The sequence below is a fragment of the Fictibacillus tiangongensis genome, assembly GCF_048083785.1.
Lineage (GTDB): Bacteria > Bacillota > Bacilli > Bacillales > Fictibacillaceae > Fictibacillus.
Genome location: NZ_CP182294.1, coordinates 1,820,868 through 1,847,812, shown reverse-complemented (window position 1 = coordinate 1,847,812; position 26,945 = coordinate 1,820,868). Strand labels below are relative to the sequence as shown.

Below are 26,945 nucleotides of genomic sequence, written 5' to 3'. Positions count from 1 at the left end.
AAAACAATTATAGTTTACCAATATATGAAAATTCAGAAAAGGAAAAGTTTCAAAAAAAAAGACCTGATAGTAACAGGTCTTCTTATTATGGTGATGATTGTTAACTCGATAGATGATCTAATTGGTTCTTTACTTGTGAATAGATGTCACTATAGGAATGACTAGTCAGTTTAATGCACTCACTGTCATACTGTTGTTGAGCGTAGTCGTACTTTGGATCATAATAGTTTTCAAGTAAGAGGGAAACCACTTTTTCGTAGTTCAACGAAATAAGATTTTCTTGCATATCCATCATGATTGGTGAAGGTATTCTTTTTGAAAGCTTATTGACTGCTTCCCCGATCTCATCTTTATGCAGAAGCGGTTCGTACACATTACAGATATATTGAACTCGCAAGTGAAAAGGTAGATCCACATGAATGCGAACACCACTGTACTTTCCTTCTAAAAGAAAATCGGGTACGACTACTCTTCCAATTCGTTTACTCTCTGATTCTATAATAAATGATGAAGATTTCTCCAACTTTTTAAGCCTTTCATAAAGTCTTGACTCAAATTCCTTTTGTGAAGCAGGATATTCTCCAATATTTCCAAAGATCGAACCTTTATGCCCCGCCATTTCTTCAAGGTTTAAGACTGGATATCCTTCTTCTTGCAACTGCTTCAATAGTTTTGTCTTCATCGTACCGGTATGACCTTCAATCACGATAATCTTTCTTGGTTCATCAACCATCTTTTTCAGAGTAGATTCAATTTTCTTTCGATAAGACCGTATACCACCATGGAGCTGCAAGGTACCCATCCCCATCATGTTCAACGTTTCTGCAATACTCTTTGAACGAAACCCACCACGTGCGCAATAGATGACCACTTGTTTTTCTGGATGTTCTTTACTTTTTAAATGAATCATTTTATATATGTTCGGAAGTTTGGGTGCAACAACTTGCAGTCCGCGCTCCATCGCAGCTTCTTTACTCTCCTGTTTGTAGAGCGTACCTATTTCTGCTCTTTCCTCATTGGAAAAAATACTAACATTGAACGCACCAGGAATATGATACTCTTCAAATTCTTTAGGAGATCTTACATCAAAGAGCAAATAATCCTCGGCATCTATCTCATCTATGGAAATCGTCTTAACGTTGTTCACTGCTATCATCCCTTTGTTGATGCATATCGCTAGCTTAAGGTAGAACGAAAACAAGCACCCGATTCTATATCAGGGTGCTTGTCCAACACTTACTTCATCTGTTTGTTCATAGCCTGCATCATTTGATTGATCTTTTTCTGACTTGGTTTCTGACCCATCTGCATCATCATCACACGCAACATATTTTCATTAATCGGTGGATTTTTTTGTAAATAACTCATCATATACTTGCGGGCAATAAAAAATCCGATCGCAACACCTGCAATCAGTGAGAGTGCACACACAAGGATTATCATACCAGTACTCATTGTAAAAACTTCCTCCTTCATGTTGTCTAGAACTAGTTTACTACAAGTTTACCTACACATACAAGATTGAAAGAGAATTAAGTGGCATAGACCATGTTCAATTTAAACGGTGAGAGCCACCCGAATTTTCTTTCACCATAATCCATCGCAAGAAAATAAGGTTCATATTGACGTAACGCTTCAAATATAACCGTTTCTGCTTCAAAGTTACCGATGCTATAAAGGTGTATATATTGATCAGTGAGTTCTATTCTCACGATGCTATCTTTGCAAGTTAAAGAATATGTTTCTCCTTCTAAACGCCATTCCTGCTTTTCATTTAATTGATTCCAGAAGTGTTTTTCTAACTGAGAAACGGATAATAGAGAGGTTATGTAGCTGATCTGCTTTTGTAAGATGGTTTTAGAAATGCCATTTGAGCGCTGTTCTTCAAAAAACAACTGAAACAGCTTATTTTCCTTGCCATAATAGGAATGAGCAACTTCTTTTGTGATTAGATAAATATAAAACTCCCTCATAAACAAGCTCCTCTCCGAACATTTTCTAAAAGTATATACAATGTACGGAAAAAAGCTTGTCTAAAAAGGTGTGCAAAATACTACTACTTTTGTCGAAACAGTAAGAAAAGGAGGTTCCCTCTCGGAAACCTCCTTACTTTTTATTTATTTAACATATCCTTAACACGTTTTACGATGTTCTCTGGTGTAAATCCAAATTCTTTTTGGATAACTTCTCCAGGTGCAGATGCACCAAACGTATCGATCGTTAAAGTGTCACCTACTAGACCGACATATTTATGCCAACCGAGTGACGCTCCCATTTCAATCGCTAGACGCTTCGTAATATGTTTAGGAAGAACAGATTCTTTGTAGTCATTATCTTGTTTATCAAAGCTTTCCCAAGATGGCATTGAAACGACTGAAGCTGAAATCCCTTCTTTTTGAAGAAGTTCTTGTGCAGCCACTGCAATACTTACTTCAGATCCTGCAGAAAGAAGCAGTACATCTGCATCCGTTTCGGCTGGTGAAACTACATAAGCTCCACGTTTAACACCTTCATAAGCCTTCTCTTTTGTGTTCTTTAAGATCGGCAGGTCATGACGGCTCAACACCAATGCAGTAGGCTGATTCTTGCTCTCAAGCGCTAACTTCCAAGCTGCATTTGACTCATAACCATCAGCTGGACGAATCAGGTTAAGATTAGGCATAGCACGTAGAGAAGCAAGCTGCTCAACAGGTTCATGTGTTGGACCATCTTCTCCTACCATCACACTGTCATGTGTTAGGACATAAGTTACCGGAAGCCCCATTAGAGCAGATAGTCGAATTGCAGGTCTTACATAATCAGAGAACACGAAGAATGTTCCCCCAAACACATTCAGACCACCATGCAATGCCATTCCGTTCAGTGCAGCTCCCATAGCGAACTCACGAACACCAAACCAGATGTTACGTCCACTGTAATCATTGCGGCTGAAACTATTTTCACCTTCAATAAGTGTCTTATTAGATCCTGCTAAGTCAGCAGATCCACCAAATAGTGATGGCACACTCTTAGCAAGAGCATTGATCGCTTTACCTGAAGAAGAACGAGTTGCTATCGCTTTGTCGTAGTCAGGAAGATCTTTATCCCAATTCTCGGGAAGATTTCCTTTGATCGCTTCTTGAAGCTCTTGAGCTAATTCTGGATAAGCTTCTGCATAAACTTTGAATTGCTTGTTCCACTCTTCTTCTTTTGCTTGCCCTTCACTCTTCAGTTGTTCAAAGTGTGAATGAACTTCATCTGGAACATGGAAATCTTGCTCAAATGTCCATTTGTATGCTTCTTTTGTTAGTAAGATCTCATCTTTACCTAGTGGCGCACCGTGAGAAGCAGATTTTCCTGATTTATTTGGTGAACCATGTCCAATCACAGTCTTTACTTCGATCAGGGTTGGCTTGTTAAGTTCTTCACGTGCTTCCGAAAGTGCTTTTTCGATCTCATCAAGATTTGTTCCATCTTCCACATAAATCACTTGCCAGCCATATGCTTCAAATCTTTGTTTTACACTTTCAGAGAATGAGTGATGAAGGTCGCCATCCAATGAGATATCATTTGAATCGTAAAGAACGATCATTCTACCTAGTGCAAGATGACCTGCAAGTGAAGCTGCTTCAGCAGAAACACCCTCCATAAGGTCTCCATCACCACAGATAGAATAAGTAAAGTGATCAACTACTTCATGGCCATCACGGTTATATTTTGCAGCCAAATGACGTTCAGCCATAGCCATACCTACAGCCATCGCAATCCCTTGACCTAGTGGGCCAGTTGTTGCTTCGACACCAACCGTGTGACCGAATTCAGGGTGACCTGGAGTCTTACTTCCCCATTGTCTGAAATTCTTCAGATCATCAATTGTTAAGCCATATCCACTCAAATGTAGCAAGCTATATAACAACATCGATCCATGTCCTGCTGATAATACAAAACGGTCACGGTTAAACCATTCAGGATTTGCAGGATTATGGTTCATAAATTTTGACCATAAGCTATATGCCATAGGTGCAGCACCCATCGGCATACCTGGATGCCCTGAGTTCGCTTTTTCTATGCTGTCGATAGAAAGTGTTCTTATTGTATTAATTGCTAATTCATCAATAGTTCGTGACAAAAAAATCATCCCTTCATATGTACTAAACAGTTTTGACTTTCATAATAAACGTTCAAATGCAATTAGACAAGACAAACACACTATTAGCTATAGTTATTTTACCATCTAGTCATGAAAACATACAAAAACCGCCTGTTTTCCTACAACATTTTGGTTGTATTAGAACAGGCGGTTAAATTTTTATTTATGCGAGCCCTGGTAAATGACATGAAAAGTGATCCGTATTTTCATCATAATCAAGTTTCATATTCTCCACGAACCATCTTTCTTCATTTTTAACAAAAAATCGAAGACCTTCGACCTCTTGAATGTAATCGTTCTCTTCAGGAACTGCAGGCGTCACACCAAGTGAAAAACCTCCCGAGTCACCACTTCCTGCATATTTAACGAAAAGTCTTAAAGCCTCTGACGTTTCTAAAGTAATATCCTTATAAAGGTTCGCGGCTGCACTTGTAATTGAAAAAGTCAAAATATTCTCCCCTTTCAAAGTTGTTATATAACAGTATATACTATTATATATAGAATGCAACAGAAAAAAATGCCTATTTACAGTTGAGTAAATAGGCATTTTATATTAATGTTTAAGGTTTTTTTTATTGTCTTTACTTCTTTTTAATTTTTCCGGTGTTACATCATCACCGTTAGGATCAACAAAAGTCATTCCATGCAGATCTTGAACAAAAGATTTACGGAAAACTTGCAAATATTCTTCTCGCAGTTTTTTTTGTTCCGTTTTTTCTGCTGATGTTAGATCGGTTTGTTTGGATTTTCTAGACAGTTCATTTATACGTTGCATTTTATCTTTAGATAACATAGCAAAAACTCCTTTTTAAAGCATTCTTCACTCTATCCTACAGCAGAATGAAAGGAATTTCTAGTTATCTGTATTTTCCACATGTTCTTTGTATCTTCTATGTACGGTTGCTTTAGATACATCAAAGCCCAACCCTCTAAGCGTCAACGCGATGTCATGAAATGTAAGCTTCATGTTCTTCAATCGTACGATCTCAGAGATCGGCACTTCTTTTTTGTCTCTGCCACCACCGGTTTGATTCTTTAAATTCTTCTGAGGTTTATATCCTTCTTTTACAGCTTTTCTCATTCCACGTTTGATCTTCATATTATGAAGTTTTCGTTGATATTCTTCTACAGTAGACACAATATCAAGCACCATTTCGTCCGCTTCTGTTAACGTGTATTCTCCATTATTAGAAAGGGTATATACTTTTATATTGTATTTAATCAACTGATGAAGTATTGCCATCTTCGCTTTTCCTCTGCCTAAACGGGTATCATCTTGTACCAGAAGACACTGAAACTCTCCATCCCTTGCAAGATCTAATATATTTAATAACTCTTCTCGATCTAAAGAGAATCCACTTGCCCTCTCTTGATAACAGTTAACCACTTCAAATTGAAATTGACTTGCTAACTTCTTAAGTTCAGCTTCTTGTCTTTCTAATGAAGTCATTTGTTCATCTTTATCTGTACTAACTCTGGAGTATATGATTGCTTTCATTGTTTAAAACCCGCTTTTTATTTATTAACTGGTATGATTACTTTCTGTCCTGGAAAAACAGCTGCCGCATTTACACTGTTCTTCTTTTCGACCCATTGTATAAACTCCCAATTGGAATAATGATGCTTGGCATTATATTCTTCAGAAAGACTCCATAGTGAGTCTCCCTCCTGTATGGTTACTTCAATATATTGAGCTTCTTGTGAGGCAAGATTTGATAACGTAAAAAATATACCACCTAACAACCCTAAAAATACAATAACATGCATTGTCCCTTGTTTCATTGTGATATCCCCTTTCAACAAACGTTTGTTCGCATCTCTTGATTTTATAATAACTGGAACGTTTGTTCGGTGTCAACTATTTTTTCGAACTTATGTTTGTATCTCTGATTTCTCCATGATATACTTTTTGTAGATAAAAAATTCGGTGAGGTGCTAAAAAATGACTAAGTTATCCAGACGACAATTGGATATATTGGCTTTCATAAAAGAGGAAGTTTCACAAAAAGGGTATCCGCCTTCAGTTCGAGAAATCGGAGAGGCAGTCGGCCTTGCTTCAAGTTCCACAGTCCATGGACATTTAGCAAGACTTGAGAAAAAAGGACTTATTCGACGAGATCCAACGAAACCAAGAGCGATTGAAGTATTAGGCTTAGAAGACAACATTCCTTCTGTCCGTTCTGTTTCAATTCCTGTTATCGGTAAAGTTACAGCAGGTCTACCAATTAGCGCAGTTGAAAACGTAGAAGAATACTTCCCATTACCTGAGCACGTTGTTGGAGATGAGAACGTCTTCATGTTATCTGTTGTTGGTGACTCTATGATTGAAGCAGGAATCTTTAATAAGGACCTAGTTGTTGTAAAACAGCAGCCTACAGCAAATAATGGAGATATCATCGTAGCAATGACCGATGAAGATGAGGCGACTGTGAAAAGATTCTTTAAAGAAAGAAACCATATTCGATTGCAGCCTGAAAATTCTTCGATGGAACCAATTATCTTACAGAGCTGTACGATTTTAGGTAAAGTGATCGGTGTATATCGAAGCATTCATTAATTAATTTAATCAAAAAAAGAAGTATCTAGTTAACTAGATACTTCTTTTTTTGATTATTAATGAATGATGTTTATAAGATCATCTATATGCCCTCTGTTACTCTTCATAAAATGCGAGAGGATTTGTTATAAAATAGCACGATAAAGAATAGCCCTACCGCTGAAAGTAAGAGTCCAAGAGACAACATTGTTAAAGATAACATTTTAAAAACCACACTCAATGCAACTAAGCAAGCAGCCATTACTTGATCAAACAGTTAGCTCTTAGAGGACTCGGCATCGAAATTTCTTTCTTATTCAAAGGTCAAAGAGGAGTTATTAGAAGGAAAGCTTGTCCCACTCGATCCACATGTTATCTATCGTCCCTTTTATGCCGTTTGTGCTGAAGTATACGCCTCAGGAACCATTTACTCAGAAGTATTGAAGGTTCTACAAAATCTTTCATAAGAACAACAAAAAACCCCTGATAATGATATCAGGGGTTTTTCTTCTTCTTAATACATGCTCATATATTGTTCGCGTTCCCAAGGGTGAACTTGTGTACGGAACATATCCCACTCGATCTCTTTCGCTTCAATAAAGTGCTCTGTAGCATGTGCTCCAAGAGCTGTTGTAAGAACTTCATTTTTGCTGAATAGAGTCAAAGCTTCTTTTAATGTTGCTGGAAGATCTTTGATGCCTTCTGCTTCGCGCTCTTCTTTATCCATTACGTAGATGTTTCTATCGATTGGTTTTGGAGCGTTAAGCTTGTTCTTGATTCCATCAAGACCAGCCGCAAGCAATACTGCCATAGCAAGATAAGGGTTTGCCGTTGGATCGACGCTTCTTACCTCAATACGAGTACTGATGCCGCGAGAAGCAGGAATACGAATAAGCGGGCTTCTGTTCTGCATAGACCATGCAACATAACAAGGTGCTTCATAACCAGGTACGAGTCGCTTATAAGAGTTTACAGTCGGATTCGTGATCGCCGTGAAATCTTGTGCATGCTTTAAGATACCTGCTAGGAAATGCATAGCTGTCTCACTTAATCCTGTTTCTGATTTCGCATCATAGAACACATTTTCGCCATCTTTGAATAAAGACATGTTCGCGTGCATACCTGAACCGTTCACACCAAACAATGGTTTAGCCATGAATGTTGCATGAAGACCATGTTTACGTGCGATCGTTTTAACAGCTAACTTAAATGTTTGAATGTTATCACAAGTGCTCACAGCATCAGCATATTTAAAATCGATCTCATGCTGACCAGGTGCTACTTCATGGTGAGAAGCTTCGATTTCAAAGCCCATATCTTCAAGTTCTAACACGATATCTCTACGGCAGTTTTCACCGAGATCGGTTGGAGCTAAGTCAAAATATCCACCTTTATCGTTTAATTCTAGAGTCGGCTCACCCTTCTCATCGTTCTTAAATAAGAAGAATTCAGGCTCAGGTCCAATGTTGAAATCGGAGAACCCTAAGTCTTCCATCTCTTTTAATACACGCTTTAAGATTCCACGTGGATCTCCATCGAACGGGTTACCATCAGGCATAAAGATATCACAGATCAAACGTGCAACTTTGCCTTTTTCAGAAGTCCATGGGAAAATCATAAATGTATCTAAATCAGGATAAAGATTCATATCTGATTCTTCAATTCGAACGAATCCTTCGATAGAAGATCCGTCAAACATCATCTTGTTATCTAAAGCTTTTTCAAGCTGACCGATCGGAATCTCAACATTCTTGATAACACCCAATAAATCAGTAAATTGTAGACGGATGAATCTTACGTTCTCTTCTTTTACCATTCTTAAGATATCTTCTTTAGTGTACTTAGACAAATCTTTCTCCTCCTTTAAATATAAAGCGCCTAATATGGCGATTGTTCACATCGTAAGTATTAATAATCTTTAATGAAAAAACCTGGAAAGTTCTCCTTGTATCAATGAGGTTTTTCCATGTCTGCCAGCATGAATCAATTCCCTTTTTAACCTGCGATGAAGCGCCGATTCGGAAATTTGTTGAACACCTTGCACATTCGGCTGGTTCTTAATCAGTTCTGCTGCTTGTTCATTCAGTTCAAAGACTCGTTTGATTCCAGCTAAGTTTACGCCTTGCTCAAGAAGTGCTTTGATCTCTAGAAGTTTATCAACATCATTAAATGAAAATAAACGACGGTTCCCTTCAGTACGTGCAGGATGAATAAGATCATGCTCTTCATAATACCGAATCTGTCGAGCTGATAGTTCAGTCAGCTGCATGACGATGCTGATGGGGAACAAAGGTAAGTTCCTACGATTCATATCGTTCATATTGCCTACCTCCTTTCAACTTCTTTTTATATCTTATGTCACAAAAGCTCACATGTCAATCCTAATGTTAGAAAAAATAACATCAAAACAAAAAAGAGACTGTTCGCCTCTTTTTTTGTTCAATGTATTGTTATCGTTTATCAATTAGTCCGTGCGTTAAAAGTTCATCGGCAGCTGATAATACGGCAATCTTCACATGTTCATACGTTAGACCACCCTGCACGAACGCTATATATGGCGGTCGGATCGGACCATCCGCAGTTAGCTCGATGCTAGCACCTTGAATAAATGTACCTGCTGCCATGATCACATCGTCTTCATAGCCAGGCATATAATCCGGGTATGGAATCGCATAAGAGTTGATCGGTGATGCTTTTTGTATAGCTTGACAAAACTTGATCATCCGCTCGCGATCATTAAAGATTACAGATTGAATAAGATCTGTTCTCTTTGCATCAAATGATGGACGCGTTTCCATTCCTAGTTCTTCTAAGAAAGCAGCTGTAAACACTGCACCTTTTAACGCTTGAGCCGTTACGTGAGGTGCTAGGAAGAATCCTTGGTACATTTCTTGAAGACTGTAAAGAGATGCCCCTGCTTCACGACCGATTCCAGGAGAAGTTAATCGATACGAAATTCTATTGACCAGCTTCTCTTTTCCTGCGATGTAACCACCTGTTTTAGCAAGGCCGCCGCCAGGGTTTTTAATCAGTGAGCCAGCAATAATATCTGCTCCTGCTTCAATGGGTTCTCTTTCTTCAACAAACTCGCCGTAACAATTATCAACGAACACGATCACATCTGATTTGATCTCTTTCACAAACGATATCATCTCTTCTATTTCAGTCACTGTGAATGATGGTCGGTCTGCGTATCCTTTTGAGCGTTGAATACCGATCACTTTCGTTTTTTCGGAAATCGTTCGCTGAATTCCAGAGAAGTTAATAGCTCCTTCAGAAGTCAGGTCTACATGTTGATACGAGATATTGTAATCTTTTAATGAACCCTCACCTGTACCTCTGATCCCTACGATTTCTTCGAGCGTATCATAAGGTTTGCCAGTGATATAAAGGAGTTCATCTCCAGGACGGAGCATACCAAATAAAGATAGGGTGATCGCGTGAGTACCAGAGATGATCTGCGGCCTAACAATTGCAGCTTCTGCTCCAAAAACATCCGCATACACCTTTTCAAGAGTATCTCGACCAGAATCATCGTATCCATAACCGGTTGAAGGATGAAAATGGTGATCTCCTACTTGATTGTTCTGAAATGATCTTAGCACCTTTAACTGATTAAATTCACAGATCTCATCAATCAGCTTATGCTGCATTGTAATACGTTCTGTTATTTTTTCTGAAGTACGTTTCAGTACCTTTTCATTTTGAAACTGTGAGTACATGTTATTCTCCTTTGTTGCTGATGGACGGAATGGAAGAGGAAGGTAGCGCATATCCCTTGCATTCATAAACCAAGTCTTCTTTATTAAACTCTTGTGTAATTAGTATCGTTTCTCCACGCAGTTGTGATAAAAGCTTGCCGTCATGTGCCGGAACTTTAACTTCATAATAAGTCATCTGTTTCATCACTTCTTTTTCAATCGTTTCAAGTAATAAGGAAATATCCTTACTCTCTAATGCAGAAATCGAAATGGATGGACTCTCTGGAATGAAATCTTCTCCAAACTGGTCTTTTTTGTTATATACCGTGAGCATCGGAATATGGGATGCCTTTAAGTCACTTAAAATTCGTTTGACCGTTTGTTCATGTTGGTTACGATCCTCGCTAGCACCATCGATCACATGGATAAGAAGATTTGCTTCAGCTGCTTCTTCAAGTGTAGATCTGAAGGCAGCGATCAATGACGTAGGCAGGTCTTGAATAAAACCTACGGTATCCGTTAACAGCATCTGAAAACCGCTTTTCAGCTTCACTTTTCGCGTCAACGGGTCAAGCGTTGCAAATAGTTGATCTTCTTCATAACTATCAGCTTCTGTTAATTTGTTAAAGATCGTTGACTTCCCTGCGTTCGTATAACCAACAAGTGCTGCTTGAAAAGCGCCCTGGTGTTTGCGACGTTCACGATATCTTTCTCTATGGCTTACAACTGAATTGATCTGCGTCTTCAGTTCGTGTATACGAAACCGAATATGACGTCTATCCTTTTCAAGCTTTGTCTCACCAGGACCACGAGTTCCGATCCCGCCACCTAACCTAGAAAGACTAGCCCCTATACCTGATAATCGAGGCAATAAGTATTCAAGCTGAGCAAGTTCTACTTGAAGCTTCCCTTCTCTAGTCTTTGCACGCTGTGCAAAGATATCTAATATCAGCTGTGTACGATCAATAACTCTTGCATTGAAATGAGAAGACAAGTTACGAACTTGAGAAGGAGATAACTCACTGTTAAAGATAATAATATCTGCTTCAAGCTCTTCTTCTAGAGTAATAATCTCTTCTACTTTACCTTTTCCGATAAATGTAGCTGAATCATAACGGTCCCTTTTTTGTGTAACAACAGCACAAACTGTTCCTTGAGCCGTTTTCGTTAAAGATTTTAATTCTTCCATCGAATAAAAAAAACGCTCGTCGTTCTGCCGTGGAAGCTGACATCCGACGAGTATCGCTCTTTCATGAACTGAATCATTGTTTTTGTTCAAATTTGCGATCCCTGCTTTCCATAGTCTCCTCTCATCATATCAAATCGAATCCCGTTCTTCTAGCACAAGGTCATCACTTTGAATCGTCATCAATGCTCTTCTATCTTGGTTGCTTTCGTTCAAGAGCCTGACAGATTGCCTTCTGACCGCTTTTTCAACCATATTACGAATGTATCTTCCGTTTGAAAACGAACTTGGATTACTATGCTTTACCCGTTCGATGTGGCTTTTTAGCTTCCATTCACAATCTCTTGTCAACATGTATTCTCTTTCTGTGATCATTCTCTTTGCGATCTCCATCAATTCCTCCACAGAATAATCTGGGAACGAGATAACAAGTGGAAACCTAGAAGGTAAACCCGGATTAAGCTTTAAAAATCGATCCATTTCTTTAGGGTACCCAGCTAAAATCAATATGAAATCGTGCTGCTGATCTTCCATCGCCTTTACGAGTGTATCGATGGCCTCTTTGCCGAAGTCTTTTTCTCCACCGCGGCCTAAAGAATACGCTTCATCTATAAACAATATGCCTCCACTAGCTTTCTTTAAGAGCTCTCGTGTTTTTTGAGCGGTATGCCCAATGTATTCTCCAACTAGATCAGCACGCTCAGCTTCGATCAGGTGACCCTTTGAGAGTACTTTCATCTCATGAAATAATGTCCCTAACTTTCTAGCTACGGTCGTCTTTCCAGTGCCTGGGTTACCTTTAAACAACATATGAAGAGCTTGTTTTTCTGCTTTTAACCCTAACTCCTGACGGCATTTATTAATATGGAGCCACGCATAGATCTCTTTAACATGAAATTTCAAGTCTTCCATTCCGACTAAACGATTCAGATCTTTTTCCATTTTGATGAGAGGCTGGTGCTTTTCAATTGTTTTCTCTTTTTTGCCTGCAAGTGCTGTTCCATCATCGATCTTTGACTTTTCACTCGCTTGATTTAAAACGATATTGATCTGCCTTTGCTTTTTTATCGCAATAGGTTCATTCAAAAGGAACCACCTCACTTTGCCAGTCAAATCATAATACGCAACATCATCCGATCCCGTGACAAATGCCTATACGATTTCTTGATCCACTGTTAACAATTTATGTTGATGTCTTACGATCTACTACAAAGACAAGCTTTGTTTTTAGAATGAATATGTATTAACCGCTTTGTAAGCGTTTTCTATTTTCAGATGAATAAAAATACTCAAGTATGCAAGATTTCCGTGTTATGTTAAATACTGTGAAAAAAGTACGAATCGAATGGACGAAGAAATCATGCATATTAAACTACAGAAAAGCTTGTTTATACTAATAGGATTGTTTTTAACAGCGATCGGCATCAAATTATTAAACATACACACGTTAACGTTTGGCGGAACAGCAGGAATCGCTACACTTGTTTCATTCATGACGAGTTGGACATGGGGCATTCTATTTCTCATTGTAAACTTACCCTTTTTTATTCTTTCGATTAAAAAACTGGGTTGGAATTTCTCACTTCTGACGTTTCTTTGCATCATACTCATCTCTGCCATCTCAGATCTAATGGATTATCTCGCGCTTCCATTAATCTCTCCGATCGCGGCTGCGATCGTTGCCGGAGGCCTGATTGGCATAGGTGTTAGTTTTGTATTAAATTCAGGAGCATCATTAGGTGGCATACACATTCTCGCTCTATACTTAGAACAAAAATCGAATATTAATCGAGGGATATCCTTGTTTGTTACAGATTTTATTATTGTGTCATCTGCTGTAGTCATGTTTGGATTTAAAAATGCGTTAATATCAATCATCGCAATTACTGTCGCTTCCTTCTTAACGGGAAGATTAAAAAGCACGGTCAAACCCTCAGAAGTCGAGTATCAACCTTCTGATTCAGAATCACTTCAAAACAGCTAAGAGCATTCTCCGACATGAGAGAATGCTCTTTTTTTTATCTTCATTTTATCAACATATTAATTATTATGTTAACTTGTTGTCTATCTCTGTCATTTTCTGCGCTTGCTTAGGAAATAAAATGTTTCTTATTCGTAAAGATCATTCCGAATGGATGTGTCCTCTTCATGCATATCTTGCCTCTCAGTGGATTTCAACTGTCCTTTTAATGGCTTTATTTTTCCGATTAGAATTCCAAGCTCATTATAAACTCCACTCTTTGAGTCATGTTTGCTATGTGATGCCATATTCCCTAACCTCTTGATCTGCGCTATCTTATCTGGATCGGTGGTAATGGCTGCATTTCTGCCATGTGCATTTCCTTTTAATCCGTTATAAACCGCTTTGCGCAGCTGGTCGTTTTCTTCACCAGGTGAAACAGGTTCATGAGGAACGATTCCAACTAGTGTATAGATACCACTTACAATCACATAAGCCTTATCCACACCGTTTACTTTTTCCGCAAGCTGAACAAGATCTTTTGATTGATGAACTTCATCAGACTTTTCTACAACTAACGGTGAATCTATCTGTGTATTCGGTTTTCGTTCTGATGTATCATATTTTACTTGCTCAGTATCGAGGGTTTCATCTCCCGAACCGGTTTTGCCTGAACACGCAGTTAAAAGAAGAACTGAAGATAGTACGAGCATTGCTGGTTTCCACATATATAACCATCCTTTTTTCCATAGTTTCCATTGGAGATTGTAGAAATATGCAAAAAAAAGACGCTTTGTTATAATGGGAAAAAGAGGTTATAGGAGGCAATTATGGAAGAATATCCACACTTACCCGAATATGCCGATTCATATATTGTTTACTTACAGAAAAAAGAACGAACAAAGAGCACGATCAAAAGATATTATTATGATCTTTTAGATTTTTTTGCATGGGTCAGAGTGATGAAGGAGAATGATGATATACATACTGTGCAGCACTTAGATGCTGAGACAATAAATGAATATTTCCTTTTTCTCTCCGAGCAACGAGAATATCGAACCGCTACTACAAAGAGAGTTTTTACAGTTATAAAAAGTCTCTTTTCCTTCCTCCATGCTAATAGGAAGATTGCATCGAACCCTTTTTCTGAACTGGAGCAAACGCTTAGAGAAGACACCCATTTTAAAGATGAGGATTTTATTTCAGACGAGGAATATAAAATCCTTTTTCAAACATTATCTTCCTATGAGGGGCTGACGGAGAAACAGCAAAAATATAGACATCTCCTGATCAAAAGGAATGAAGCGATTCTTTCACTTCTCTATCGCTATGGCATCACACTTCAGGAAATCACGAATATAGAAATGAAACATGTTCATTTCACACAACAAGAATTAACCGTGATCAACAAAAAAGAAACAAGGCTGATCTCCCTTGACGATGAGACTCACCAGCTATTATATCAATACAAAGAAGATATTCCAGAAAGCATAAGGCCGAGAAATTATTCTTCTGATCGTTTTTTTATCGCGTTTGATTATCAAAGAGGAACGTTTCGGTTTGATTATGAAATGTATGAACCCAAACCGTTAACGGTAATCGCCATACAGAAGATGCTGAGGCAAGAGATCCGTCGCTCTGGCCTGAGAGAAGGAATCAGTTCCCAACACTTAAGAAGAACAGCCATCTTAAATCTTTTAAAAGAAGGAAAAGCTGAGGAAGATGTTCAATTATGGTTTGGATTAAAATCAAATCTAACTCTAAACCGCTATGAAGCCTATTTAGAAACAACTGAAATGAAAAAGGGATAAACAAAAATAGACAAATATATGTGTACCATTTAAAAACTCCCTATCAACCTTATTTAAGGCCGATAGGGAGAGTTTTTTTATTCATTTGTATTTGCAGAAGACAAATCGACATTTCGGTGTGGGGTAAACGTTGAAATGGCATGCTTGTAAATGAGGTGCTGTTTTCCTTCTGCCTCTAGAACAACAGTAAAGTTGTCAAACCCCTTCACTAAACCTTTAAGCTGAAATCCATTCAGCAGATATACGGTCACATAAATGTTTTCGCGACGTAACTGGTTTAAGTAATGATCCTGTAAATTGATTGATTGCTTCATGTGAACAGATCCTCCTCTTTGGGCATTACCCTTATACATTCTCGGAAATTTCTAATTTCCCTTCAACAAAGTGCTGAATTTCTTGAAATTTTTTGTGAAAGGGATCTTCGTCCATGCTAAACCATTCAACATCCATCTGATTGCGAAACCATGTGTATTGTCTTTTTGCATATCGCCTGGAGTCTCTTTTTAACAAAGTGATCGCTTCTTCTAACGTACTTTCCCCTGAAATATAGGGAAAAAACTCTTTGTAGCCTATCGCTTTAGCGGCCAGACTGTTCGTTATGTCTTGTTTAAAAAGCATTCTTGCTTCGTTTATTACGCCTTGTTGAACCATAAGGTCCACTCTTTCGTTTATGCGTTCATATAAGCGCTCTCGATTCATCGTTAATCCAACTAAAGCTAATTGATAAAGAGATTCCTCATCGCCCACATTCTTTCCTTGTTCAGCAGAGGGGACATTCCCTGTCGTATAGTAGATTTCCAGCGCTCTGATCACTCGCTGTACATTGTTCGGATGAATCTCTTTCGCACGCTTTGGATCGACTTTGAGCAGTTCTGCATGCAAAGCCTCTGAACCTTCGACCTCTGACTTTCGTTGAAGCTCGTCTCTCATCTCACTATTTTTGCTTGCTTCAGAGAATTCATAGTGATGAGTGACAGCTCTCACGTATAACCCCGTTCCACCTACAAGTATGGGAACCTTACCTCTTTGATTAATATCTGATATTCGTTCTCTCGCCAGCATCTGAAATTCAGCAACTGAAAATGTTTCTGTTGGATCTTTAATATCGATCAAATAATGAGGTATACCTTCTTTTTCTTCCTCAGTAATCTTGGCGGTTCCGATGTCAAGACCTCTATAGATCTGCATAGAATCCCCGCTTATGATCTCACCATCGATCGCTTTCGCCAGTTCGATACTGGTTTTTGTTTTTCCAACAGCCGTCGGGCCTACGATCACTACTAATTTTTCCTTCATCATTTACTCCTACATCACTCTTTTGAACATCTTCTCAAGTTCATATGTTGATAGATGAATCGTTATTGGTCTTCCGTGTGGACATGTGTATGGATCTTCTGATGTTCTCAACGACTCTAACAAAGCAAAGATCTCATCATTTCTTAGATGATGGTTAGCCTTAATAGAGCCTTTACAAGACATCATGATCGCTGCATCTTCTCTTAATTTTTCAATATCGATCCTTCTATGATCAAGTACCTGTTGGATGATATCAAGCATGACTTCTCTTTCATACCCTTTTGGAAACCATTGCGGGTGCTCTCTTACGATAAACGTATTCTGTCCAAACGTTTCTAAAAACAGACCCACATCACTAAGAGTTTCTAAGTGACTCTCTAAAAAGGCAGATTCACTTGCTGTAAATTCAAAGGTAAAAGGGACTGCTAACAGTTGAGTTTCTCTTTTCACTTGTCCCACTTTATTTCTGAAATATTCATATTTAATGCGTTCTTGTGCAGCATGCTGATCGATGAGATACAATCCGTTCTCATTTTGAGCAATGATATAAGTTCCATGCATCTGTCCGATCGGATACATGACCGGAATTTTATCAACATGTGCATCCGTTAGAGGATATTCGCTCTCATTCGTGATTGTTGTTTCATTCGTCTCAGGCAACGGTAGTAAATCCACCAGAGACTCATCCACCTCATCAACTTTCTTTGATGTATGGGAAGTCTCTCTTATTAGAAAAGAATCAGCATCATCAGAACTCATACTGAAACGGTTATCACTTTGTGATGTTTTTAGATCAGTTGTAACATCACTTTGAACGTCTTCTTTCTTTCTTTGATGATCGAAGGAAAATGAAGCCTGTTCTTCTCGATCTTTCTCTCTTTGTTCTTTTTTCTTAAACTGCACATCTGGGATCAACTGCTGATTTCTGATCACTTTTCTGAGCTCGTTTTCAACGAGCTGAACCAATTCCGCTTCTTTACTCAACCTTGCTTCATGTTTGGATGGATGTACGTTTACATCAATAATTGTAGGATCCATCTTAACCGATAGAATAGCGATCGGAAAACGGCCTATCGGCAGAAAAGTGTGATAAGCATTCTGTACAGCTTTGGAAAGTGCAAAGTTCTTTATATATCTAGCGTTCATAAAGAAGGACATATACTGACGGGACGCCCGGTTTATTTCAGGTTTTGCTATATATCCTGTAACTTCATAATCTAAAGAGGAAAAAGAGACTGAGATCATGCTTTTAGCAGTTTGTATTCCATAAACCGATGCAATGATCTGCAGCAGGTTTCCGTTCCCAGAAGTGTGCAGAAGCTCTTTCCCGTTATGTTTTAATCGAAAAGAAACATCTGGGTTTGCAAGAGCTAGCCTGTTCACTAGATCACTAATCGTGCCTAGTTCTGTTTGAATGGTCTTCACATGCTTCAATCTGGCCGGTGTGTTATAGAATAAGTTACGAACAGTCAGATCAGTGCCTTTTCTGCTATTCGTCTGTTGCTGTTTAACGATTCTGCCGTTCTCAATAAATAGATAAGCACCTGGTCCCTCGCCTGTTGATGATTTAAGTTCAACTTGAGAGACAGAAGAGATACTCGGTAATGCTTCTCCTCTGAAGCCCATGGTACGAATATGGATTAAATCTTGTTCACTTTTAATCTTACTCGTGGCATGGCGGTTAAAAGCGAGCACACAATCTTCCGGCTCGATTCCATCCCCGTTATCTAGAACACGAATGAGTGATAATCCACCTTCTTCAACTTCGATCTCTATTCTCGTCGCGTTCGCATCGATTGAATTCTCGACAAGTTCTTTAACAACAGAGGCTGGGCGTTCTACAACTTCACCAGCAGCGATCTTATTGGATAGATGTTCATCTAGCTGTACAATTTTGCCCATTCGTCACGCCTCCTTTATCTCACTTTTTTTTGCAGTTTATATAGCGCGTTCATCGCATCAAGCGGAGTCATCTCTAATACGTTTAAACTTCTTAACTCTTTGATCAACTCTTGCTCTTTATTGTCTCTTCTGTTCGTCGTCTCCTCTTTTTCAACAAAAAGACTCAACTGACTTTCTTGAATAATCTCTTCCTTAGCAGCTGACACCTCCTGAATGGGAAGTGCCTCTCGTTTTTCTTGATTTTCATAGGTTTGTAAGATCGTTTTTGCTCTAGAGATCACAGGTTCTGGAAGTTCAGCAAGTTCGGCCACTTGTATACCAAAACTTTTATCAGCTTGTCCGTCAATGACTTTATGAAGGAATACAAGACTGCCATTCTCTTCAACTGCACTTACAAACACATTCTTTAGTGAGTGAAGAGACTCTTCTAAGACGGTAAGTTCATGATAATGAGTAGAGAAGAGTGTTTTGGCAGCTATTTCTTCATGAATAAATTCGATGATAGATTGCGCTAATGCCATTCCATCATACGTAGAAGTTCCTCTGCCGATCTCATCTAGAAGAATCAAACTATTTTCAGTAGCACTCGTTAAGGCAAAGTTCGTCTCTAGCATCTCGACCATGAACGTACTCTGTCCGCCCACAAGATCGTCAGCCGCTCCTATACGCGTGAAGATCTGATCAAACATGGGAAGTTCAGCACTCTCTGCTGGAACAAAACAACCGATCTGCATCATCACAGCCGTAAGTGCTAACTGGCGCATATACGTACTCTTACCAGCCATGTTTGGACCCGTTATAAGGAGCATGTTTCTATCGTTATTTAGAACAATATCATTAGGAACGTATTCTTGTGCATCCATCACTTTCTCAACAACAGGATGTCTGCCGTTCACAATATTTACGATTCCATCCTCTGAAACTGTCGGTCTTACATAACGATACTGCTCACTGATCGCTGCAAAGGATTGCATAACATCGAGTTCAGAAATGGCTGACGCGAGTTCTTGCAGTCCTGGAATAAATTGCTTTACGTATTCTCTTACTTCCAAAAAGAGTGTATATTCTAATCCTGAGATCTTCTCTTCCGCTTCTAAGATGATTCTTTCTTTCTCTTTCAGTTCTGGGGTAACATATCTTTCAGCGTTAGCGAGCGTCTGTTTTCTTTCATAGCGATCTGGTACTTGCGAAAGATTAGATTTTGTTACCTCGATATAGTAACCAAAGATCTTGTTAAAACCTATCTTTAGGGACTTAATCCCTGAAGCTGCTTTTTCTTGCTGCTCGAGAGAAGCAATCCATGCTTTACCGTTGCTGCTCGCATCTTTATATTGATCAAGCTGCTCATTGTAACCTGCTTTGATGAGACCACCCTCTTTAATATGGATAGGTGCATCATCATGTAAGGCAGAATCTAAATAGTCTGCGAGTGTTCTATGTTCATTCATCTTCGCATGAAGTTCGAGTGCATATTTCCCTTCAATACTCTTAATCTTTTCTTTTAAGACCGGAACACTGAACAGAGATCTTTTCAATTGTACAAGATCTCTTGGACTAGCGTTTCCATAAGATATTTTTGCTATCAACCGTTCCATATCATAAACAGACTTCAATTGTTCTTTGATCTCTTCACGCGTAAAGAATTCTCCGATTAAGTTTTCAACGAGCTGCAGCCGCTTCTCGATCGTTTCTTTTACGAACAAAGGCTCTTCAACCCACTGTTTAAGCTTTCTAGCACCCATTGCTGTCATCGTGGCATCTAACAGCCATAATAGTGAACCTTTTTTACCTTTTGCTCGTATGGATTCTGTTAATTCTAAGTTGCGTTTTGAAAACGCATCAAGCTTCATCCTTTTATCGTTCTGCTGAAATTCCACCGCTTTTATATGGTGAAAAGATCGCTTTTGCGTATGAGTTAGATAATGGAACAACCGTCCTGCAGAACGTACTAAAACAGGATCAGATATCGTATGAACAAGATGATCGAACTGACTGTCTACAGAACTCTCTTCCTGAATTGAAACCGAAGCTTGTCCTGTCTGCATTACTGTGTTCGTCCAAGCATCGTACAATTCTTTGTTTCCAACGATCTCTTTTACACCGTGACTTAAGAGTAATTGTATGAACGATAACTGATTTCCTTCATATGTATATCCCTTCAACTCACCTGTTGAAAGATCACAAAGAACGTATCCATAAGAATCGTTTTCTTTTTCGATCGATACAAGAAAATTGTTCTCTCTATCATGAAGAAGATGGTCATCAATAACCGTTCCTGGCGTTATAATCTGGATGACCTCACGTTTCACTACCCCGACAGATAGTTTAGGATCTTCTACTTGTTCACAGATCGCTACTTTATGTCCGTTCTCTACTAATGTTTTTATATAACCCGCTGAAGAATGATAAGGTATCCCGCACATCGGAATTCGATCTTGAGAGCCTCCATCTCTGCTTGTTAGTGTGATCTCAAGGATTTGAGATGCTCGAACTGCATCTTCAAAAAACATTTCATAAAAATCTCCTAGACGGAAAAATAAAAAGGCATCCTGATGAGCTGCCTTGATTGATAAATATTGTTGTATCATTGGAGTATATTGAGCCATAATTTCACCTTTTTCATAACATTTCAATGTCGCTATTATAACATAATTCACAGCATCTATCGTTTTCTCTGCATGAAAAAAACGGGAAGCTCTCTCCCGTTTATTATTCTTCCAAATCACCTATTAAAAAGTTTGGATCCAGGTCTTCAAAATTCTCATCTTCCACATCATATTCCCAATCTCTTGTCTGTTCATCATCAAAACCGTCCGGGTTCACATACACACAAACTTTTGTTTCCCCGATAATTTCACAAACAAACTCTCTTTCTACTTGAACGATCACTTTATTCCCGTTCGGAGAGATCGTCGCTTCTAACGTATTTGGCTCTTGTAGTGCACGGCACGTAACTTCATATTGATTGCCTAACGCATTCTTATCTCTTACACTAAGATCCACTTTGTCTACAAAATGGATGGTCTCTGTAACGACTTCCGTACGAGTATTATCATTGTAAGAATACCACACGTTGATATCATAGCTTCCTTCTACATCCACTGCTTCACCGTTCCGCTTCGGTTTATATGCATGGTTGATGATCCAGCATCCTAAAATGCTGCTCGGACGATGACTCGGTGCAATGGTATGCGTTGCCTGAGAAAATTTTCTCCCTTTGCCGCAGACCGCTTTTGTGATAATTTCTCTGTAAGTCAACTCTTGTTCTACGCGTCTTGACATACATGAATCCCTCCTCTACCAATCTCCATACAGTATATGCTGGGCGGATGCCTATTGTGTCTTCATTTATTTGAAACACAATTAGTCTAAGTATATGGGCGTTTGTTGTCCAATGTTCTCAAAATATTATATGTGATGAACGGTACGTGAAATTATTTTAGGGTCATTGGGCTTTTGAAAGTGGTGGTTCTTTACTTTAGGATACTCCGTTTTAAGAGGTAAGTGAGTCAATGAAACGTCAGCATGCCGCAGAATTTGTCGAGGTTTGTAGACTCGTGGATAAAAGGAGAAAACTTTTGGATTAAGAGCTAGATCTCGTGGATAAACAGCATAAACTTTTGGATTCCACACCAAAACTTCTGGATTGAAAGTACTTAATACCTCTATAGGTATGCGCGAAACATCTGATATACGAGTTGATCACACTAAAAAGCACGATGTCTGCAAGAGACATCGTGCTTTTTGTTTAGTGACAGCCGCAGCCGCCTGGAGAACATCCTTCTTGAGAGCCTGTTGTTCCTTTTAAAAGGTCACCGCCCGTTGATTCGATGATCTCATCTGTCACTTTGTTTGAGATTGTATGCGAAACCATCTGTAAGATATCATTCACATCGCTTTGTGACTGTTTGAACTCTTGAACAACTGGAATGCTGTCAAGTTCAGCCATCAGAGCATCGATCTTTTCTTCTACTTCTCTTGATGCTTCATGCTTTTGATAATGTTGAAGATTAACAGCTTGTTTTTGCAGGTTCTTAATCTGACCCATCAATCTTGCTACATTTGAATTCGTATTGATCTGAGCTTCTGCTTTTTTAAAAAAATCAACTTCATCAGTTGTTGCGATCATTTTTGCAAGTTCTTTTGCTTTGCCCAAGATCTCTTCTTTTGTATATGTGCTCATTAGCCTACCACCTCTGATTTTTCTTCTACCCAATCGCCGCCAAGGTTCCATGTTTTCGCATCGGTAATCTGAACTTTGACGATCTCTCCTATTAAGTGCTTAGGAGCTTTAAAATTTACTACTTTATTGGAACCCGTGTGACCTGATAGTACATCAGGATTCTTTTTACTTTCTCCCTCAACTAGCACTTCCACAACTTTACCAACATATGCTTTGTTCTTTTCCAGCGAAATATCATTTAGCATAGCGTTCAGCCTCTGCAGACGTTCTCGCTTCACTTCCATCGGAACATTATCTTGCATCTTTGCAGCTGGAGTGCCTTCACGAGGTGAATAGATAAACGTGTAAGCAGCATCATACTGCACTTCTTTAACAAGAGATAACGTCTCTTGGAACTGTTCTTCCGTCTCATTCGGAAATCCAACAATTATATCCGTAGTTAAGGCAACATTCGGCATCACTGCTTTTATCTTGTTCACAAGCTCTAAATAATGCTCACGTGTATATTTACGAGCCATTAATTTGAGTACATCGCTGTTTCCGTGTTGAACAGGCAGATGAACATGATCTACGATGTTTCCGCCTTTAGCGAGAACTTCGATCAATCGGTCATCAAAATCCCGAGGGTGACTTGTCGTAAAACGAAGTCTAGGAATATCAATCTTACGGATCTCATCCATTAGATCACCTAGGCCATACTCCAGATCTTCGAAATCTTTGCCGTATGCATTCACGTTCTGACCAAGAAGGGTGACTTCCTTATAGCCTTCTCTCGCAAGCTGTCTTACTTCTTCGATGATATCTTGCGGATAACGGCTTCGTTCTTTTCCTCGTGTGTAAGGAACAATGCAATATGTACAGAATTTGTCGCAGCCGTACATAATGTTGACCCAGCCTTTAACGTTCCCTTTACGCTTTCTAGGAAGGTTCTCAACGATATCTCCTTCTTTAGACCAAACTTCAACTACCATCTCTTTTGAGAATAACGCGTTCTCAATAATTTGAGGCAGACGATGTATGTTATGCGTTCCAAAGATCATATCAACTTGAGGGTATGTGGAAAGTATACGGTTAACGACAGATTCTTCTTGTGACATGCATCCACAGACCCCTAAAAGAAGATTAGGGTTGTTCGCTTTTGTATGTTTCAAGTGTCCCAGTTCGCCAAACACTTTGTTCTCTGCATTTTCTCGAATGGCACATGTATTAAGCAGGATCACGTCGGCATCCTCTGTAGAATATGTGGTTTCATAACCCATCTCATTCAGAATTCCTGCCATAACTTCTGTATCATGCTCGTTCATCTGACAACCGTACGTACGAATATAAAACTTTTTGCCAACACCGATATTCTTTAGGTTTTCCGGAATCGAAAAATCTTTTAATATTTGAACTTGTTCTTTACCACGCTTTTTCGCGTCTTTTAAAGAAGGCGGTGCATACGTAGATTGAAAGTATTGTGAGTAGTCTCTTTCTTTATTATTCGTCTTTACTTCTTGATTGTCTTTCGTAGTATCCAAGACATCTTCACTCCTTACTGCCTTTACTGCTAGGTCATCCGTTCAACATAAGTCTAGTATTTCATCCAACTGTAACATTATATCAAAAATTGGATTATAGTAAAACTTGTAATCGGTTTAGTTTACATAATAATATTATAGTCCATTTATAAATTGTAATATTCAGCTTTACAAAAAAAGTTGACTTTAAATGCTTACTAGTGCGCCTTTAAAGTCAACTTTATAAGTAACTAAATGATATTTAATTCTTTTCCTGCTTTTTCAAAAGCATCTAATGCCTCTTGAAGCTCTTCTTTCGTATGCTGTGCCGTTACAATCGTTCGTACGCGAGCTTTTCCTTTAGCTACTGTTGGGAATGCGATGCCTTGAGCGAATACACCATATTTTAATAACGTATCAGATAGTTTATGCGCAAGCGCGTCATCACCCACAAGTACTGGTGTGATAGGTGTCTCACTAACTCCTGTATTAAATCCTAGTTCTTTTAATCCTGCTTTAAAGAACTTTGTATTCTCCCAGAGTCTTTCCATATGTTCTGGCTCTTCTTCTAAAACATCGATCGCCGCTGAACTCGCTGCGATTACAGCAGGAGGATGCGATGTGCTGAACAAGAACGGACGTCCTTTATGGATCAGATAGTCTCTTAATGTTTGCGTGCTTGCAATATAACCACCAAGTACGCCAATCGCTTTACTTAACGTTCCAACTTGAATATGAACGCGGCCGTTCAAGTTAAAATGATCGATCGTACCGCGGCCATTCGTGCCTAATACACCACTCGCATGTGCGTCGTCTACCATTACGAGGGCATCGTACTTCTCCGCGAGTTCTACGATACCTGGAAGAGGCGCAATGTTACCGTCCATTGAGAAAACACCGTCAGTTACGACGATTCTTTTTCTAAATTCTTGTGTCTCTTTTAACGCCGCTTCTAAATCTTCTAGATCAACGTGTTTGTAGATTCTTCTTTTCGCTTTCGTTAAACGAATACCATCAATGATTGATGCATGGTTTAACTCATCTGAAATAACAACATCTTGATCTGTAAGAATGGCAGAAAGAATTCCTTGGTTCGTTGAAAAACCAGATTGGAAGACAAGACATGCCTCTGTGTGCTTGAATTCAGCTAGTTTTTTTTCAAATTCTTCATGCATGGATAGAGTTCCAGCAATCGTACGCACAGAACCTGTACCAACTCCAAATTCTTCAACAGCTTTTAAGGCTGCTTCCTTCATCTTCGGATGACTCGTAAGACCTAAGTAGTTGTTGGAAGAGAGCTGGATTACTTCTTTTCCATTGATTACAACTTTTGATCCTTGCTCTGATTCTAGCGGTACAAGCTTTCTGAACGTACCTTCTTCTTTCATATGGTCTAATTCTTCTTGCAGGTATTCAAAACCTTTCATCACGATGTTTTGCCCCTTTCGATTTTAAGGAATAAGAACTACTTTTCCGCAATTTCCTTTTATCATGAGATCAAAGCCTTCTTCAAACTTTTCAAGTGGAAGTGTATGAGTAATGATCGTTTCAGGATGCATGCTTCCTGACTTTAAAAGCCCTGAAACCTGTTGCCACGTTTCATACATTTTTCTTCCCGTAATTCCTTGGACAGTAACACCCTTAAATACTACATCGTTCGTTAAGTCGATCTCAACAGGTTTAACAGGCAGACTTAAGATTGAAACACGTCCACCGTTTGTGATCATCTTAAATCCTTGGTCAATCGCAACTGGATGACCGCTCATCTCACAAACAACATCCACTCCATTACCATCCGTTAAATTCATCACTGTATCAACTGGATCGGTGGATTTAGGGTTGATCACTTCTGTCGCTCCTACTTTTTTAGCAAGATCTAAACGATAATCGTTCAGATCGATAGCGATAACCTGACTTGCACCTGCTGCTTTTGCAACGTTAACGGCCATAACACCGATCGGGCCGCAACCGATGACAGCCACTGTTTTACCAGCAACATCACCAGCTAACACAGTATGAACAGCATTTCCCATCGGCTCTTGAATCGATCCATGCTCAAACGGCATCTTAGGATCATTTTTCCATATGTTCTCTGATGGCATTGCTACATACTCTGCAAAACAGCCTTGAGTATCAACACCGATGATCTTTGTGTTCTTACAGATGTGGAACTGTCCTTTTAAACATTGTGGACAAGAATGACAAACTATATGTGTTTCAGCTGATACATGATCACCTACAGAGACATTTGTAACAGCGCTTCCAACTTTTTCTACAACTCCTGAAAACTCATGTCCAAACACATATGGCGTTTTCACACGACTCTGTGACCATTCATCCCATGTGTAAATATGGACATCTGTTCCACAGATCGATGTCGCTTTAACTTTGATCAATACTTCACTTTCATTAATTTCAGGAATATCTACTGTTTCTAATCTAGCTCCATAACCCGCATGATGCTTAACTATTGCTTTCATTTTTCCTTGCACAGAAACACCCCTCACTGTAAACCTTAATAATCAATTCCATCAATAATTGTACATGGATTGAACTACAAGGTAAAGAGCCATGTCCATCCCACACGGACATTCGCGGATGCCAAAAAAAATTTGAAGAAATTTTTTCTTAAAAATTTTTTTCGCATAGATTCGTGCACACCAATGGAGTAGATTTCCGCTCCAGGTCGTTCGCATTGATCAAGTTTCATAAGAAGAAAAGATCGTCATTCTATAGCTGTAA

The 26,945-nt window shown here is 39.0% G+C and carries 26 protein-coding genes; 3 read left to right on the top strand and 23 right to left on the bottom strand.

Annotated elements, in window-relative coordinates; all coding sequences use genetic code 11:
• Window positions 1-100: 100 nt before the first annotated feature.
• From mnmH to ACNJYY_RS09955, 8 genes are all read right to left on the bottom strand, one after another.
• Window positions 101-1,147, bottom strand: a complete 1,047-nt coding sequence (gene mnmH / locus ACNJYY_RS09990) for a tRNA 2-selenouridine(34) synthase MnmH (RefSeq protein ID WP_416731572.1) — start codon at window positions 1,145-1,147, stop codon at window positions 101-103.
• Between the two features lie 89 nt (window positions 1,148-1,236).
• Window positions 1,237-1,455 (bottom strand): YneF family protein, encoded by a 219-nt coding sequence (locus ACNJYY_RS09985; RefSeq protein WP_137789584.1) that lies wholly within the window; start codon window positions 1,453-1,455, stop codon window positions 1,237-1,239.
• Between the two features lie 77 nt (window positions 1,456-1,532).
• The gene (gene sirA / locus ACNJYY_RS09980) at window positions 1,533-1,973 is read right to left on the bottom strand and encodes a sporulation inhibitor of replication protein SirA (protein WP_416731571.1); all 441 of its coding nucleotides are present in this window, start codon (window positions 1,971-1,973) and stop codon (window positions 1,533-1,535) included.
• A gap of 140 nt (window positions 1,974-2,113) precedes the next feature.
• On the bottom strand, window positions 2,114-4,117 hold the full coding sequence (gene tkt, locus ACNJYY_RS09975; protein WP_416731570.1) for a transketolase: 2,004 nt from the start codon (window positions 4,115-4,117) through the stop codon (window positions 2,114-2,116).
• A gap of 175 nt (window positions 4,118-4,292) precedes the next feature.
• Window positions 4,293-4,577 (bottom strand): HesB/YadR/YfhF family protein, encoded by a 285-nt coding sequence (locus ACNJYY_RS09970; RefSeq protein ID WP_186320530.1) that lies wholly within the window; start codon window positions 4,575-4,577, stop codon window positions 4,293-4,295.
• Window positions 4,578-4,682: 105 nt separating this feature from the next.
• On the bottom strand, window positions 4,683-4,922 hold the full coding sequence (locus ACNJYY_RS09965) for a DUF896 domain-containing protein (RefSeq protein WP_416731569.1): 240 nt from the start codon (window positions 4,920-4,922) through the stop codon (window positions 4,683-4,685).
• Window positions 4,923-4,982: 60 nt separating this feature from the next.
• Complete coding sequence (locus tag ACNJYY_RS09960; protein WP_416731568.1) at window positions 4,983-5,627, bottom strand: recombinase family protein; 645 nt, start codon at window positions 5,625-5,627, stop codon at window positions 4,983-4,985.
• Between the two features lie 17 nt (window positions 5,628-5,644).
• A complete protein-coding gene (locus ACNJYY_RS09955) occupies window positions 5,645-5,911 on the bottom strand; it encodes a LysM peptidoglycan-binding domain-containing protein (RefSeq protein WP_144700632.1) in 267 nt (88 codons plus the stop codon).
• A 160-nt stretch (window positions 5,912-6,071) separates the two neighbouring features.
• Here ACNJYY_RS09955 and lexA point away from each other — a divergent pair, with 160 nt between their 5' ends.
• Window positions 6,072-6,686, top strand: a complete 615-nt coding sequence (gene lexA / locus ACNJYY_RS09950; protein WP_416731567.1) for a transcriptional repressor LexA — start codon at window positions 6,072-6,074, stop codon at window positions 6,684-6,686.
• Window positions 6,687-7,179: 493 nt separating this feature from the next.
• Here lexA and glnA read toward each other — a convergent pair whose 3' ends face one another.
• From glnA to spoVK, 5 genes are all read right to left on the bottom strand, one after another.
• The gene (gene glnA / locus ACNJYY_RS09945; RefSeq protein ID WP_066393872.1) at window positions 7,180-8,514 is read right to left on the bottom strand and encodes a type I glutamate--ammonia ligase; all 1,335 of its coding nucleotides are present in this window, start codon (window positions 8,512-8,514) and stop codon (window positions 7,180-7,182) included.
• Between the two features lie 69 nt (window positions 8,515-8,583).
• Window positions 8,584-8,985 (bottom strand): MerR family transcriptional regulator, encoded by a 402-nt coding sequence (locus tag ACNJYY_RS09940; RefSeq protein WP_066393870.1) that lies wholly within the window; start codon window positions 8,983-8,985, stop codon window positions 8,584-8,586.
• Between the two features lie 130 nt (window positions 8,986-9,115).
• Window positions 9,116-10,387 carry an aminotransferase class I/II-fold pyridoxal phosphate-dependent enzyme gene (locus ACNJYY_RS09935; RefSeq protein ID WP_416731566.1) on the bottom strand — a complete coding sequence of 424 codons (1,272 nt, stop codon included), beginning with the start codon at window positions 10,385-10,387 and terminating at the stop codon, window positions 9,116-9,118.
• 1 nt (window position 10,388) lies between these two features.
• Complete coding sequence (gene hflX, locus ACNJYY_RS09930; protein WP_416731565.1) at window positions 10,389-11,645, bottom strand: GTPase HflX; 1,257 nt, start codon at window positions 11,643-11,645, stop codon at window positions 10,389-10,391.
• 39 nt (window positions 11,646-11,684) lie between these two features.
• On the bottom strand, window positions 11,685-12,638 hold the full coding sequence (gene spoVK, locus ACNJYY_RS09925) for a stage V sporulation protein K (protein WP_416731564.1): 954 nt from the start codon (window positions 12,636-12,638) through the stop codon (window positions 11,685-11,687).
• A 274-nt stretch (window positions 12,639-12,912) separates the two neighbouring features.
• Between spoVK and ACNJYY_RS09920 the strand changes: the two genes are divergently transcribed.
• Window positions 12,913-13,536, top strand: a complete 624-nt coding sequence (locus ACNJYY_RS09920; RefSeq protein WP_416731563.1) for a YitT family protein — start codon at window positions 12,913-12,915, stop codon at window positions 13,534-13,536.
• Window positions 13,537-13,661: 125 nt separating this feature from the next.
• Here the strand turns inward: ACNJYY_RS09920 and ACNJYY_RS09915 are convergent, their stop codons facing one another.
• A complete protein-coding gene (locus ACNJYY_RS09915) occupies window positions 13,662-14,240 on the bottom strand; it encodes a YhcN/YlaJ family sporulation lipoprotein (protein WP_416731562.1) in 579 nt (192 codons plus the stop codon).
• A gap of 102 nt (window positions 14,241-14,342) precedes the next feature.
• Here ACNJYY_RS09915 and ACNJYY_RS09910 point away from each other — a divergent pair, with 102 nt between their 5' ends.
• The gene (locus tag ACNJYY_RS09910; RefSeq protein WP_416731561.1) at window positions 14,343-15,323 is read left to right on the top strand and encodes a tyrosine-type recombinase/integrase; all 981 of its coding nucleotides are present in this window, start codon (window positions 14,343-14,345) and stop codon (window positions 15,321-15,323) included.
• A gap of 77 nt (window positions 15,324-15,400) precedes the next feature.
• On the opposite strand, the gene hfq is transcribed toward ACNJYY_RS09910, so the two are convergent.
• The 9 genes from hfq to tdh form a co-directional block, all read right to left on the bottom strand.
• Complete coding sequence (gene hfq, locus ACNJYY_RS09905; protein WP_066393852.1) at window positions 15,401-15,637, bottom strand: RNA chaperone Hfq; 237 nt, start codon at window positions 15,635-15,637, stop codon at window positions 15,401-15,403.
• Between the two features lie 31 nt (window positions 15,638-15,668).
• Complete coding sequence (gene miaA, locus ACNJYY_RS09900) at window positions 15,669-16,619, bottom strand: tRNA (adenosine(37)-N6)-dimethylallyltransferase MiaA (protein WP_416731560.1); 951 nt, start codon at window positions 16,617-16,619, stop codon at window positions 15,669-15,671.
• Between the two features lie 9 nt (window positions 16,620-16,628).
• Complete coding sequence (mutL, locus tag ACNJYY_RS09895; protein WP_416731559.1) at window positions 16,629-18,521, bottom strand: DNA mismatch repair endonuclease MutL; 1,893 nt, start codon at window positions 18,519-18,521, stop codon at window positions 16,629-16,631.
• 14 nt (window positions 18,522-18,535) lie between these two features.
• On the bottom strand, window positions 18,536-21,127 hold the full coding sequence (gene mutS, locus ACNJYY_RS09890; protein WP_416731558.1) for a DNA mismatch repair protein MutS: 2,592 nt from the start codon (window positions 21,125-21,127) through the stop codon (window positions 18,536-18,538).
• A gap of 103 nt (window positions 21,128-21,230) precedes the next feature.
• On the bottom strand, window positions 21,231-21,803 hold the full coding sequence (gene cotE / locus ACNJYY_RS09885) for an outer spore coat protein CotE (protein ID WP_137789601.1): 573 nt from the start codon (window positions 21,801-21,803) through the stop codon (window positions 21,231-21,233).
• 466 nt (window positions 21,804-22,269) lie between these two features.
• Entirely contained in the window at window positions 22,270-22,704 is a 435-nt protein-coding gene (locus tag ACNJYY_RS09880) for a RicAFT regulatory complex protein RicA family protein (protein WP_066393841.1), read from the bottom strand.
• The gene (miaB, locus tag ACNJYY_RS09875) at window positions 22,704-24,224 is read right to left on the bottom strand and encodes a tRNA (N6-isopentenyl adenosine(37)-C2)-methylthiotransferase MiaB (protein ID WP_416731557.1); all 1,521 of its coding nucleotides are present in this window, start codon (window positions 24,222-24,224) and stop codon (window positions 22,704-22,706) included. Before miaB ends, ACNJYY_RS09880 begins: the two co-directional genes overlap by 1 nt.
• Before the next feature lie 230 nt (window positions 24,225-24,454).
• Window positions 24,455-25,630, bottom strand: a complete 1,176-nt coding sequence (locus tag ACNJYY_RS09870) for a glycine C-acetyltransferase (RefSeq protein WP_416731839.1) — start codon at window positions 25,628-25,630, stop codon at window positions 24,455-24,457.
• A 24-nt stretch (window positions 25,631-25,654) separates the two neighbouring features.
• Window positions 25,655-26,695, bottom strand: a complete 1,041-nt coding sequence (gene tdh, locus ACNJYY_RS09865) for an L-threonine 3-dehydrogenase (RefSeq protein WP_416731556.1) — start codon at window positions 26,693-26,695, stop codon at window positions 25,655-25,657.
• Between the last annotated feature and the right edge of the window lie 250 nt (window positions 26,696-26,945).